Raw genomic sequence first — 14,346 nt, 5'->3', positions numbered from 1 at the left:
CCGTTTCACTTGTTCTTCATGATTATTTTCCTACTTTTGCGCTATACGTAATACCTAAGAATATGACTTATCTGGATACGGACAAGCAAACGCAAGCCGACTTAAGCATTACAGAAGGAATATATGACGAATATCCCCTCTACTCTTTATTCTCCAAAACAGAGACCAAAAACGGGAAACGCCTGATGCTCGATTGGATTACCTCTCCCCTGAATGACATATCCGTTATACAGAAAAGGCAAGAGGCAATCGCCTGGCAGGAACTACCCGAGCTCCCCCTGGATGAAGAAGAACTTGACTTCATCGAATATTATTTGGAATATCGCGACCAGATCAGAAGACCTAATATTTTAGTTTCGCTAACATCAGCCTTCGACCGTTTATTAAGACACGATGCTCAACGTTATGTCATTAAACGAGGTGTTACTTTGACTATCCGATTGTTAAATCAACTGGAATCATTACGAACAAATCTCCCGGAAAATGCCCCTTTACTTCTAAAAGAACTGGCACAGAGCATTCAATACACGATATATAGTAGCGAGTTGAAAGAAGTAGTCGAACTCTATAAAAAAGAAAAATCCCCTTCCAGCTATATCATCGATAAGTACGATTATCTGTTCCGCTGTATCCACTTAGAATTGATAAGAGGGCTGCTTTCCCATATTTATATACTGGATGTATGCCGTACTGCACACCGCATAGCAATCAGCAAAGGTTTCTGCTGCCGCCCGAAGATGACTGAAGCAATGGATTTGTCCATCACGGGCTTTGTACATCCATTTACCGAAGGAGGACGGATGAATGATTGGAAAATGACGAACGGTAATAATATATGTATCCTCACAGGTTCTAACATGGCAGGTAAATCAACTACCCTCAAAGCTATTACCATCTCTGTATGGCTGGCACACTGCGGATTGCCAGTTCCCGCCCGTTCAATGACCAGCCCTGTATTCGATGGGATCTATACCTCCATCAATCTTCCGGACTCCCTGCGCGATGGCAGGAGTCATTTTATGGCGGAGATTCTGCGGATAAAAGAAGTACTCCAAAAAGCGAAATCCGGCAAACGATGCCTGATAATACTGGATGAAATGTTCCGAGGAACAAATGCACAGGATGCTTTTGAAGCCTCTATTGCTGTAAATGAATTACTCAGAAAATATCCGCATTGTTCTTTCCTTATATCGACTCACATTCTGGAATATGCCAAACATTTCGAGAAAGATAATACATGCTGTTTCTATTATATGGATTCAAGAATTGAGAATGATCAGTTTATATGTCCTTACCAACTGCTTGAAGGCATATCCGAAGCACAAGTCGGATACTGGTTGGTAAAAAAAGAGTTGGAAGGTTTAATATAAAAAAGGTTCTTTTTTCCGAGTAACTACTTCATTACTACGTTTTTTTTGTTAGCTTTGCGAAAACCAATACTAAACAAAGCAATATGAAAAGTATCAAATTGATGTTGGCAACTGTCAGCCTGTTGTTGCTCTGCGGATGCGGTACGCAAGTACAAAAAGAGAATGAAGCCACGTGTGCAAATGAAAGTAAAGAGAATGCGGTGATTGAAAACATGATGTCACGCCGCAGTATTCGTAAGTACAAACCGCAAGCGGTAAACCGTGATACAATGCAGATTATACTGAACTGCGGTATCAATGCTCCTAACGGACAAAACAAACAATCCTGGGAAATACGGGTAGTGGATAATCCGGAATTCATCAACGGTATTACTGAAGTTTACAAAAAGCAAAACCCTAAAGCAACGGAAGATCCTAATTTCAAGAATATGTTCCGCAATGCCTCTACCGTAGTGTTTATTGCCAACGACAAGTCTTATGACCTGTCACAAATAGACTGTGGGCTACTGGGTGAAAATATGATTCTTTCAGCCTGGTCTATGGGTATAGGCTCCTGTTGCCTTGGCGGGCCGACACGATTCATGACATCAACACCGGAAGCAGCCGAATATCTGAAGAAGCTGGATATTCCCGAAGGATATCAATTACTCTATTGTATCGCATTCGGTTATCCGGATGAAACTCCCTCTGCCAAACCTAGAAATGCAGAAAAGATCAGATTTATAGATTAATCATTTCCTGCAAGTAACGTATAAATGAAAAGGAGTGCCACCATTACAGTGAAGCACTCCTTCTCTATCTATTTACAAACAACTTTAGTTCTTATTTGCACGCTTACGTTCTATTTCGTCCAGAATCACTTTACGCATACGCATCGCCTTTGGCGTAACCTCTACGTACTCATCTTCCTTGATATATTCCAAAGCCTCTTCCAGTGAGAACTGTACGGGTGGAATCAGACGAACTTTATCATCCGAGCCGGAAGCACGCATATTCGTCAACTTCTTGGATTTCGTAACGTTAATTACCAAGTCATTATCGTGAGAGTGTTCACCTACCACCTGTCCGGCATATACCTCTTCTTGCGGGAAGATAAAGAATTTACCACGATCCTGCAATTTATCAATAGCATAAGCAAAAGCCGTTCCTGTTTCCATGGCAATCATGGAGCCGTTGGTACGACGTTCGATATCTCCCTTATGCGGTTGGTATTCTTTGAAACGGTGTGCCATGATAGCTTCACCGGCAGAAGCAGTCAGTACATTCGTACGCAGACCAATGATACCACGTGACGGCATATTGAATTCCAGGTTCACACGTTCGCCTGCATTCTCCATTTTCACCATTTCACCCTTACGGCGGGTTACCATATCGATAATTTTGCTGGCATATTCTTCGGGCACATTCACAGTCAGTTCTTCAATCGGCTCACATTTCACACCGTCAATCTCCTTGAAGATAACCTGTGGCTGACCTACCTGAAGTTCATAACCTTCGCGGCGCATAGTCTCAATCAATACGGAAAGATGGAGTACACCACGACCGGAAACCACCCATTTTCCATCTTCCTCACTCTTACGCACACGCAGAGCAAGATTCTTATCCAATTCTTTCATCAAACGGTCATGGATGTGGCGGGAAGTCACAAACTTACCATCACGACCAAAGAAAGGAGAATCATTAATGGCGAACAACATACTCATAGTCGGTTCGTCAATAGCGATAGGTGGCAATGCTTCCGGGTTTTCAAAGTCGCAGATCGTATCACCGATTTCAAAGCCTTCGATACCTACCAACGCACAGATGTCACCGGAAGAAACTTCCGATACCTTCGCACGTCCCATACCTTCAAATGTATGCAGTTCCTTGATTTTGGATTTCACAAAACTTCCATCACGCTTGGCCAAAGATACATTCATACCCTCTCTAAGCGTACCACGATGTACACGACCTACGGCAATACGTCCGGTATAAGAAGAATAATCCAGAGAAGTTACAAGCATCTGCGGAGTACCTTCCAACTGCGTGGGAGCCGGTATATTCTCTACAATACAGTCCAGCAATGCGAAGATATTATCAGTAGGAGTCTTCCAGTCCGTACTCATCCAGTTATTCTTTGCAGAACCGTAGATAACGGGGAAATCCAGCTGATCTTCTGTAGCATTCAGACTGAACATCAGGTCGAACACCATTTCATATACCTCTTCCGGACGACAGTTCGGTTTGTCTACCTTGTTCACTACAACAATGGGTTTCAGACCAATCTGCAGAGCTTTCTGCAACACGAAACGTGTCTGGGGCATCGGACCTTCGAAAGCATCCACCAACAGGATACAGCCGTCCGCCATGTTCAGCACACGTTCCACCTCACCTCCGAAGTCGCTGTGTCCCGGAGTATCAATGATATTGATTTTTGTTCCTTTGTAATTGATAGAAACGTTTTTAGAAAGGATCGTTATCCCTCGCTCACGTTCCAAGTCGTTGTTATCCAGCATTAATTCACCTGTGCTCTGGTTGCTGCGGAAAAGATTTCCTGCCAAGAGCATCTTATCGACGAGCGTCGTTTTCCCATGGTCAACATGGGCAATGATTGCAATGTTTCTAATATTTTGCATACAATACCTATATATTTGGCTGCAAAGGTACGAATTTTGCATTAGATATAACCGTAGCAAGAGAAAAATTTCACTGAATACCATTGCAGTATAAAAGATTATCTCTATCTTTGCACCCTCTTTAAGAGAATATTAATATATCAATTTAATTAAAAGTTATGTATTTAGACGCTGCTAAAAAGCAAGAAATCTTTGGCAAATACGGAAAGTCTAACACTGATACTGGCTCAGCTGAGGCCCAGATAGCTTTGTTTTCATACCGTATTTCCCACCTGACTGAGCACCTGAAGCTCAACAGAAAAGATTATAGTACTGAAAGAGCCTTGACAATGTTGGTAGGAAAACGCCGTGCGTTGCTGAACTACCTGAAGGATCGCGACATCGCAAGATATCGTGCCATCGTTAAAGAGCTCGGTCTGCGTAAGTAATCCGTTACTTGCAGCAAAGCATTAAAAAAGGGAAGCCGTTAAAAAGCTTCCCTTTTTTGTTTTCAAATGTCTCTGATCCTTATACAATAAATGAACACAAAGATTATACAAGACATATTTCCTTTCTATTATGACTTCCATAGAAGACATATTTCAAGCAAAATATGCATTTTATAGAATTATTTCCTATCTTTGCATATCAAGCAAGCTGAAGTATGGAAAAAGACATCATCAAACAAATCATTCTGAACCAGCAAGAGTTCATCAGCCAAGTGAAGCTATTGCCCCGCAAAATATCCATTGAGGAAAATGGTAATTATGTATTTGTAGGTATCCGTCGTGCCGGCAAAACCTATATGCTCTACCAGCATATACTGCAACTGCTAAAAGATGGACATAGTAAACAAGAAATTCTCTTCATTAACTTTGAGGACGAACGCATTACGGATATTAAAAAGGAAGAACTTCATCTGATTGTAGAATGTTACAAAGAGATGTTCGCCTTCGAGCCTATCATCTTTTTGGACGAAATACAGAACGTAGAAGGATGGGAACACTTCGCACGCCGACTGGCAGATGAGAAAAGACGGGTTTTCATCACGGGTAGCAACGCCCACATGCTCAGCCGTGAAATAGCCTCTACACTGGGCGGACGATACCTGATGCAGGAAATATACCCCTTCAGTTTCACGGAATATCTGGAATATAATCATATTACACTGGATACCCACTGGCATCTGGCTCCCATCAGAACCGACGTAGTGCGTTTGTTCGAAGGTTATTTCTACAATGGAGGCCTGCCCGAAAGTTTCAGTTACACAGACAAGCGTGCCTGGCTCACCTCCCTATATCAAAAAATACTCTATTCGGACATTGTCATAAGAAACAATGTAAGAAATGAACAAAGCCTGCGTCTGTTAGTACGTAAGCTGGCCGATAGTGTACTTCAACCAATAGCCATCAAAAGATTGCAGAACATCTTGCAAGGAGATGGAAGCAAAGTGACCCGCGAAACAATCTCCAGCTATTTAGGTTATCTGCACGACGCTTATCTCATCTTCTCTCTCTGTAATTTCAATGATTCCATTCCACAGAGAGAAGGAACAAAGAAACATTATTTCTACGACAACGGCATCCTCAACCTGTTCCTTTTTCAACCTGAAACCAAACTACTTGAAAACATAGTAGCTATCCATCTCTATAAACAATATGGAGAAGCACTCTTTTATTACAATAAGAATGTAGAAGTAGATTTCGTAGTTCCCGATGCCGGGCTGGCTATTCAGGTTTCCTATTCTCTCCGCGACGAGCAGACGCGAAACAGGGAAGTCAATGCCCTTGTCAGCCTTTCCCGTTTCATGAACATAAGTACTGCTTTGATTATCAGCAAAGATCAAGAAGAGACTATTGAGCAGGATGAAGTAAATATAAAAGTGATTCCTGCGTGGAAGTGGTTGACAGAATAGTTGGCTATTCACGATTTTCCATATCAGATTGACACTATATGCCCGATTAATCTAACACACGCCTTTTTATAAAATTGCATTCCAGGATATTCTATGAATAAATAAAGAATAAGAATACTCTATTCCCGTATATTCTTCCGCATTTTCGGGTATTTTATGCAGAAAAGGGTTACTACTTACGGATGAAAGGGTTACTACTTATAAGCAAAACACTTACTACTTACGGGTAAAAGACTTACTACTTACAGATAAAACACTTGTTTGCATCATGATGAAGACTTATAAGTGTACTTTTGAGGAGATATTTCAATCTAAAAAAAATGTAATCATTTCGATATCATACTATCAATCTGTCATTTACGAATTTTCATTTGCCTGCTTTCGTGCGTATGAGGTATTGAACGGATATAGCGTATTCTCGGCCAACAGAAAATACAATTTGTCAGAATGATAAATTCTGTTCCGACTATGATTTTAAAACACGATATGAGACTTGAATGTTTGATTTTTAAGATTCTGCAAATAGTGGAACTATTACTTATCGCCAAAACGCTTTTCAAAGACCTTTTTGACAAATCAAATGTCAACAATGTCAATGAACGATTCGGTTTTAGTGAACCACATTTATTTAATTTTTTATCATTCATTTTTTATGTATAATAATGGTTTGTTATATCCTTTATTTCCGGAAATAAAGGTAGGAAGATAGGGATACTACTTGGTTGCAAAAAGAGGATGTGTGGAAATTGACTGATAAATATCGTTTTTTGACGAATTCCTTCCCTTTTCTATGCTTAAAAACAACTTTTTTTGTATTAAACAAATATATTTGTAGAACGAATAAAGGGTGAATACAATGAAAAAATGTTTTGCTATATATCTATTGCTCTTTTTTGTGTCAATTTCCTTTCATGCAGCAAACAAAGAGTTTAAAGTATTCGATACATCGGACGGTTTGTCGGATAATACAGTAAAATGTATCACGCAAGATAGTTTGGGGTTTATCTGGATGGGGACTTTCAACGGTTTATGTCGGTTCGATGGAGTTAACTTCATTACATACAAACACAATCCGAGTGGTGAAAATTCTATCGCACATAATCAAGTAGAAGCTATCTTGGCAACAGGTGGCGATTTGTGGGTGGGGACGGAAAATGGATTGAACCGATACCCTTTTGCGGAGGACAAATTTTACGCATGTTATACACAAATGGCATCCGGTGAGAAACGACAGATAAAATCGCCTATTCAAAGTATCATGCAGTGTGGAGGAAAGATTTTTGTATTGACAAGCTATAACGAACTTCTTGTGCAGGTAAATGAAAATCAGTTTACCACTTGCAACTATGGAAAGGAACTGACTTACTTGTCTATTGCAAATTACAAAGACCACTTATTTCTAACATTTACCACAGATGGTCTGTATTTAATTGATGCTTGGAAAGAAGTCATTGTCAGCTGGCTACCGTTCGATAGCCAGTCTTTATCCAGACATAATCTATATAATTTATATTATAGTCCCACAGAAGAAACGGCGTTTTCCGGAGCAGGCATCGGACACGAAGGAGAAGCATTTAAAATAACCTCTACCGGAAAAATTGAGAGGCGGAATGACTTTATGCTTTCGGATATTAAGGCGATAACCGATTATAAAGGCAAAGTTTTGTTCGGTACGGATGGTGGAGGATTGGTAAAATGGGATGACGGAAAAATTACCCACATTATTCCGCAAAACAGTTCCATAAGTAGTGATGCGATCCATGCCCTGTTTGTTGACCGAGAAGAAGGTTTGTGGGTAGGAACTTATCGGGGCGGTCTTAATTTTCACTCGCCTTCTTACGATTCGTTTCACACACTGAACATGATGAATGGAACATTATCACACAATGTCGTAACTGCTATTTGTCCCGATAAAGAACAAATCTATATCGGACTGGACGGGGGAGGATTGAATGTTTACGATAGAGTCACAAGGCAGAGTACTGTGTATTCCCGCCAGAATAGTGACATTAGCGGGAACAATGTCATGTCCATGTGTGCTGATGCCCAATACCTCTGGATGGGAATTTATGAGAAAGGCTTGTGCCGTTTCTCTCGTTCCAGTCATACCTTCAAAAATTATGATCTTTCTGCTGAAAGTAAAAACAACAACGCCAATCAGATATGGGATGTGTGTCGGGATGATAAAGGAATGATCTGGATATTGGGACATACTTTGTTCATATTCAATACCAATAATGAGAGTTTTACAACGATAGATGAAATTCATGGAGCTTCGAATATTATATTTGACGCTGATACAGTTTGGATTGGTTCAACCTATTCCGGTCTGTACAAATTGGATAAAAAAAGCCATGCTATCTTGGCTCATTATTACAAAGGAGCGGAAAGGGTTTCATTGGAATCGGATGCCGTCCGTTACATCTTTATGGACTCAGCCCGAAACTTATGGCTTTCTTTGAATTGTGGGCTTTTCAAACTGAATTTAGAGACATCGGATATGATCTCTTATACCGGAAGACGGGAGCTTGCAGACAACCGGGTCGTCAATATAATGGAGGATACCCAAGGATATCTGTGGATGGGTACTTATAAAGGCTTGTACAAATACACGCCCTATGATGATTCCTTTAGCCATATAGGCGGAATGGACAATTGGAAAAACGCACAGTTTAATTATCACGCCTGTGCCCAGGACAGTACCTCTATTTATATGGGATTTACTAAAGGGCTTCTTTATTTCGACCCCTCAAAAATCAATCAGATACCTCATCGCACCAATCCCGTCTGCTTTCGCGCATTGGAATTTCCTGACCATCCGGATGAAAGTTTTCATTGGCATGATGGGAGGGATAAGACGATTACTCTTCCTTACGACCGGAATTTCTTTACCATTCGGTTTTCCGTGGCCGAAATGTTCGCGCCGGAAGGAATCCGGTTCCTGTGCTATATGGAAGGATTTGAAACGGGATGGAAAGAAACTGGCACAGAAAGAGTTGCGTCCTATACCAATGTACCTCCCGGGAAATATACGTTCTACGTGAAATCAACCGACATATCGGGACGCTGGAATCCTAATGTGTCTTCTCTGCATATCATTATTACACCTCCTTGGTGGCAAACAGAATGGGCGTGGTGTCTATGGATTATACTCATTACAGGCATACTCTTTTCTGTTTTTGAGTTCTATAGGCATGAATTGAACATCAAGCATTTGGTTCAGCTGAAGGAAATAGAAAAAGATACAGCCAGAAATATCAATGAAGCCAAACTACGTTTCTACACCAATGTCGTACATGAGTTGCGTACGCCCATCTTCCTGATAACGGCTCCCTTGGAGGAACTGATGAGTGAAAAACAAAGAACAGTCTCTGTGCCCAAGTCTTATTTAGCCGGCATGTATCGAAATGCCATGAAATTGAATAAACTGATTACCCGCATGATAGATCTCCGGAAACTGGAACAAGGACAACTGCAATTGGTATTGCACAGCCAGAATGTTGTATCGTTCTGCAAGAATTTGGTGCCCGACTACGAAGCTCTGTGCCAGCAGAAAGAGATAGTTTTCCACTTCCTGCCTGAAAAGACGCTTGTCAAGGTGGCTTTTGATGCGGAAAAACTGGAGATTATTCTCTCCAACTTGGTATCTAATGCATTCAAGTATACGCCAGAAGGTGGTAAAGTTGTATTGTCCATTCACGAAACGGATCATGAGGTCGTTTTTACCATAGAAGATAATGGAACCGGTATCCCTAAGGAGTTTCAGGAAAAAGTGTTTGACCGTTTCTTCCAAGTGAATCCTTCCCAAAGTATCTCAACAGGTGATGGTATCGGCCTTTCCTTTGTGAAATACCTAGTGGAGCTGCATGGAGGTACCATACGTGTAGAAAGTGAAGTAGGAAAAGGATCTGCATTTATTTTCACTTTGCCGTTGGGAACAGCGACCGACGAGATCTCGGTAGAAGATCAGGAAACTGTCGAACCTCCTGTAGCGACCAAGGTTTCATCGGTTTCAGAAGTACAAGTATCTATTCCCACTGCCGGACACACCCTCTTGCTGATAGACGATGAACCCGAAATTCTGGAAATGCTGGAACACTCGTTGGTAGAAGACTTTCGGATATTGAAAGCCACAAATGGCATGTATGGCTTGGAACTGCTGCGGAAAGAAATGCCCGATTTGGTGATCTGCGATATCATGATGCCCGGCATGGACGGCATGGAATTTCTACGTCTGGTTAGAGGGGACAAAACACTGCTGCATATCCCCGTGATTATGCTGACCGCCAAAATGGATGAAGAAGACCAGATGAGTGCTTTCGACAGTGGAGCAGATGTTTATCTAACCAAACCTATTTCGCTGAAATATCTCCGGAATCGGATAGATCATTTGTTGACCCGCTCGGAAAGAGTGAACATATCCAGTGCTTTAAATCAAATGGAAAAGAGTTACACAAAAGAAGAACAACGTTTCCTGTTGAAGTGTAAAAACGTGATAGATGAACATTTGATGAACCCCGACCTTGGCGTGGTATTTTTAGCGGAAAAATTAGGTATGAGCCACTCTTCCTTCTACCGGAAGATTAAGGCCGTGACCGGCATGACCGGCATTGATTTTATTAACGAGTACCGCATCTTCAAAGCTGTCCAGCTCTTCAAGAGCGGTGAGACTAACATCAGTTCCGTATGCGCGAAGTGTGGATTCAACGATATCAAGAGCTTCCGTGAAGCTTTCAAAAAGAAAATGCACATTTTACCCAAGCAATATGTGATACAACTTAGTGAGAATTAATTTTAAATGTCCTATTCGTATAAGTAGCAGTTCTAAATTAGTACTTATTCTTTTAATTGGACATCTATTGTTTGATGTGCTATAAATATTTGTCTTCAGATTAGGATGTGTCAAGCAATATGTGAAGTGTATCGGTTTATATTCTATTCCAAAAATGAAATTAAATGGGTACGCGAATGAGACAAATTGCAGGGATGACCATAGGTATACCTGTTTTTATCTCGGCGTTCAATTTGATAATTAGAATAGAGTTCCCATCTGCCGAATTTATATCTTTTTTTGCCCAGTTTCCCCCCCTTTTATTGAGTATAATGGAGCACTTTTGTGCCTGTGAATTAGAAAACCTTATGATTGATTTTAAAAGTATAGCTCATAAAAAAACGAAAGAGAGCACATCTTTTCAAGCAAGGTTTAACTTGCTGTGGTGGCATCTTTCTTCATAGGTAAATTATATGCTTTTATAATCTATATATTAACTTTTAAATTTAATAATATGATGAATTCTGTATTGATTAAAGCCAGACGACGATTCACCGTTGGTTTATTTTACTCTATGGGCTTAATCTGTAGTGTTTGTTATCCATTTGACGCTTCCGCTAATTTAAGGGATTCGTTATCGGAGCTGACAACTCAAAGCGACCCTCCCCGCAAGCGAATTCTTTTAGGAACTGTGGTGGATGCTTCGAATGGAGAAACCTTGATTGGTGTAAGTGTGAAGGTTAAAGGGCAAGATGGTGGGACTATTACGGACATAGACGGTAATTTCCAGCTCAATGTAACCAGTAATATGGAGTTGATTTTTTCTTATGTGGGATATAAGACGCAGGAAATCACAGTGGGAGATTTGGGTATGATAACCGTACGTCTTGAATCGGATAATGAAATGCTGGAAGAAGTGGTCATCGTAGGTCAGGGAACACAAAAGAAAGTATCTGTGACCGGTTCTATAGCCACGGTAAAAGGTGCCACTCTGAAGATTCCTTCTTCTTCGCTTACAAGTTCGTTTGCCGGAAAACTGGCCGGTGTGGTATCCATGACAAGCAGCGGTGAACCGGGTTCGTCCTCACAATTCTACATCCGTGGCATCAACACGTTTGGCGGTGTGTCCACTCCACTGATTTTGTTGGACGGAGTAGAGATATCTGTATCCGACTTGGACCGTATTCCAGCCGAGTCCATAGCCAGTTTCTCGCTGTTGAAAGACGCTTCCGCTACAGCTATTTATGGTAACCGGGGAGCAAATGGCGTGATGCTCGTTACCACGAAAACCGGTCTGGAAAACTCGAAAGCTACGGTTAACGCCTCCTTGGAAGTATCATATTTTCGACCAATAAACGTAACGGAGTTTGTGGACGGTCCCACTTTCATGCGTATTTATAACGAAGCCCAGCAGGCCCGCAGTTCCACTCCCATCCTGTCGCCCCGCTATACGGAAGAGCAAATACTGCGCACCGAGCAAGGGGTCAATCCGTATATGTACCCCAACGTGGATTGGTACGACCTCATATTCAAGAAAGGGAACTTCAATCAGCGTGCCAATATCAACGTGTCGGGCGGCGGCTCGCGCGTGACTTACTACATGAGCCTACAGGCCAACCACGATGCCGGTTTACTGGACGCTCCCAAGTACTACTATAACAACAACATCAACAACTGGAACTACAACTTCCAGAACAACATTTCCTACAAACTGACCAACACCACAACCGTAGACATGCGCATGATGGCGCAGATAGGCAATCTGCAAGGGCCTAACTACTCCACCGCTGCTCTGTATCAAAGCGTGATGTATGCCAATCCAGTCGCCTTCCCTGCCTATTTTCCTGCCCAGGAAGAAGGAGAAGAGTTCATACGTTTCGGTACTACGGAGATAAAGCCGGGTATGTTTGGACAGAACCCGTATGAATACATGATGAGTTCTTTCAAGGAAACGAACTACAATACACTGAACGCTTCCATCTCGTTGACCCAGGATTTGAAGTTTATCACCGAAGGGCTGAGCTTGAAGGCGTTGGTGAATTTCAAGAACTGGTCGAACTCCTATTATAACCGTTCCATTACTTCCTATTTATATGGGGCAAAGGAAGGTTCATACAATCCGGAAACTGATACGTATGAACTGCAGTTGTTGCGGACAGGTAATGAATACTTGACACAATCCGGTGCAACACGCGATTCCGACCAGACGTTCTATTTCGATGCCCGTCTGGACTGGAAGCGAAGTTTCGGTAGCCACAACCTGACAGCCATGCTAATGTACATGATGCGTGAATACCGCCATGACGCTTTGCCCAATCGCAACCAAGGCTATTCAGGTCGTCTGACCTACGATTACGACAACCGTTACCTGTTTGAGTTCAACTTCGGTTACAATGGTTCCGAACGTCTGGCAGAAGGCAGCCGCTTTGAGTTCTTCCCAGCGGCCTCCATTGGTTGGGTAGCCAGTTCCGAAAACTTTTGGGAACCTTTGTCGGACTACATCAACCATCTTAAACTAAGAATGTCCTACGGATTGGTAGGTAGCGACTCTTTCAATGGAAGTGCCCCGCACTTCTTGTATCAGAATGATATTGTAATGGGGAGTGGCTATGGCTATTGGACCGGTCTTCCAACCAATGAAATTACCCGGACAGGTCCGTCGTTTAGAATTTTGTCCATTCAAGATGCGGGATGGGAACGTGTCAAGAAGTTTAATGTGGGTTTGGACTTGTCTTTGTTCAACCAAGTGAATATTACGTTTGACTACTTCCATGACATTCGCGACCGTATTTTGATGGCGCGCGCTTCATGGCCTTACATGCTGGGTTATTGGGGGTCTGTACCTTGGAGTAACATCGGTAAAGTAAAGAATCAAGGTGTAGAATTTAGTGTAAATTGGGCAAAGCAGTTTGGTAAAGACTGGAGGATTGACTTGCGCGGTAACTTCACCTACAACCAAAACAAATACTTGTATGTGGACGAACCGAATTATCCGTATGTATGGCAGACCAAGACTCATAAGCCGCTCAATACAATTACAGGTTATGTGGCCGAGGGCTTGTTCACCAGCGAGGAGGAAGTCCAAAACTGGGCGGATCAGTCGCAGTTAGGTGCCAACATCATGCCGGGCGACATTAAATATCGGGACATCAATGGTGACGGAATGATTACTACAGAGGACCAAGTCATGTTGTCTCCTTATAATTACATCCCGCGCATCCAGTATGGCATCGGATTGAACGTCATCTATAAGAAGTTCGACTTCGGCGTGTTCTTCAACGGCTCGGCCAAACGAAAAATCACCATCAATTCTGGCATTATGCCGTTTTTGTCGAGCGGTGGCGACGGAAACGGTGGAGAAACCGTCGAACGAAACTTGATGCAATGGATTGCGGATGACTATTGGTCGGTGGACAATCCGAATCCGAACGCCGGCTTCCCCCGATTAGGTATAAACAATTCGGAGATGTCTAATAATTTCCATACCAGTTCGTTCTGGATGCGAAACGGTAATTTCATCCGTTTTAAAACGTTGGAAATCGGATATACGTTGCCCTATTGCCGCATCTACTTAAATGGAGACAACTTAGCGGTATTCAGTCCGTTCAAGTTGTGGGATCCGGAACTATCTTGGAATTCCTATCCTTTGCAACGCACGTTCAACTTAGGCGTACAATTTACTTTCTGATAAATACT

Annotated in this window: 8 protein-coding genes; 7 read left to right on the top strand and 1 reads right to left on the bottom strand. The window is 42.0% G+C overall.

Features of this window, described 5'->3' with window-relative positions; translation table 11 throughout:
* The first annotated feature begins 62 nt into the window (after positions 1-62).
* Both BWI44_RS05295 and BWI44_RS05290 read left to right on the top strand, forming a co-directional pair.
* Positions 63-1,370: a MutS-related protein gene (locus BWI44_RS05295; RefSeq protein ID WP_286812070.1), complete on the top strand. Its 1,308-nt coding sequence runs from the start codon at positions 63-65 to the stop codon at positions 1,368-1,370.
* An 83-nt stretch (positions 1,371-1,453) separates the two neighbouring features.
* On the top strand, positions 1,454-2,101 hold the full coding sequence (locus BWI44_RS05290) for a nitroreductase family protein (protein WP_044533549.1): 648 nt from the start codon (positions 1,454-1,456) through the stop codon (positions 2,099-2,101).
* Positions 2,102-2,185: 84 nt separating this feature from the next.
* On the opposite strand, the gene typA is transcribed toward BWI44_RS05290, so the two are convergent.
* The gene (typA, locus tag BWI44_RS05285; RefSeq protein WP_117705994.1) at positions 2,186-3,985 is read right to left on the bottom strand and encodes a translational GTPase TypA; all 1,800 of its coding nucleotides are present in this window, start codon (positions 3,983-3,985) and stop codon (positions 2,186-2,188) included.
* Between the two features lie 158 nt (positions 3,986-4,143).
* Here typA and rpsO point away from each other — a divergent pair, with 158 nt between their 5' ends.
* The 5 genes from rpsO (at position 4,144) to BWI44_RS05260 (ending at position 14,338) form a co-directional block, all read left to right on the top strand.
* The gene (gene rpsO / locus BWI44_RS05280; protein WP_007661900.1) at positions 4,144-4,413 is read left to right on the top strand and encodes a 30S ribosomal protein S15; all 270 of its coding nucleotides are present in this window, start codon (positions 4,144-4,146) and stop codon (positions 4,411-4,413) included.
* A 215-nt stretch (positions 4,414-4,628) separates the two neighbouring features.
* Entirely contained in the window at positions 4,629-5,879 is a 1,251-nt protein-coding gene (locus BWI44_RS05275) for an ATP-binding protein (protein WP_138292965.1), read from the top strand.
* 856 nt (positions 5,880-6,735) lie between these two features.
* Positions 6,736-10,671 carry a hybrid sensor histidine kinase/response regulator transcription factor gene (locus tag BWI44_RS05270; protein WP_229036143.1) on the top strand — a complete coding sequence of 1,312 codons (3,936 nt, stop codon included), beginning with the start codon at positions 6,736-6,738 and terminating at the stop codon, positions 10,669-10,671.
* 176 nt (positions 10,672-10,847) lie between these two features.
* Entirely contained in the window at positions 10,848-11,114 is a 267-nt protein-coding gene (locus tag BWI44_RS05265; protein WP_229036142.1) for a hypothetical protein, read from the top strand.
* A gap of 53 nt (positions 11,115-11,167) precedes the next feature.
* Complete coding sequence (locus tag BWI44_RS05260) at positions 11,168-14,338, top strand: SusC/RagA family TonB-linked outer membrane protein (protein ID WP_195209114.1); 3,171 nt, start codon at positions 11,168-11,170, stop codon at positions 14,336-14,338.
* The last annotated feature ends 8 nt before the right edge of the window (positions 14,339-14,346 follow it).

Origin of the sequence: Bacteroides sp. Phil13 (genome assembly GCF_001940965.1) — a bacterium.
GTDB lineage: Bacteria > Bacteroidota > Bacteroidia > Bacteroidales > Bacteroidaceae > Bacteroides > Bacteroides intestinalis.
The sequence above is the reverse complement of the archived record's forward strand: the minus strand, read 5'-3'. Positions and strand labels throughout refer to the sequence as shown.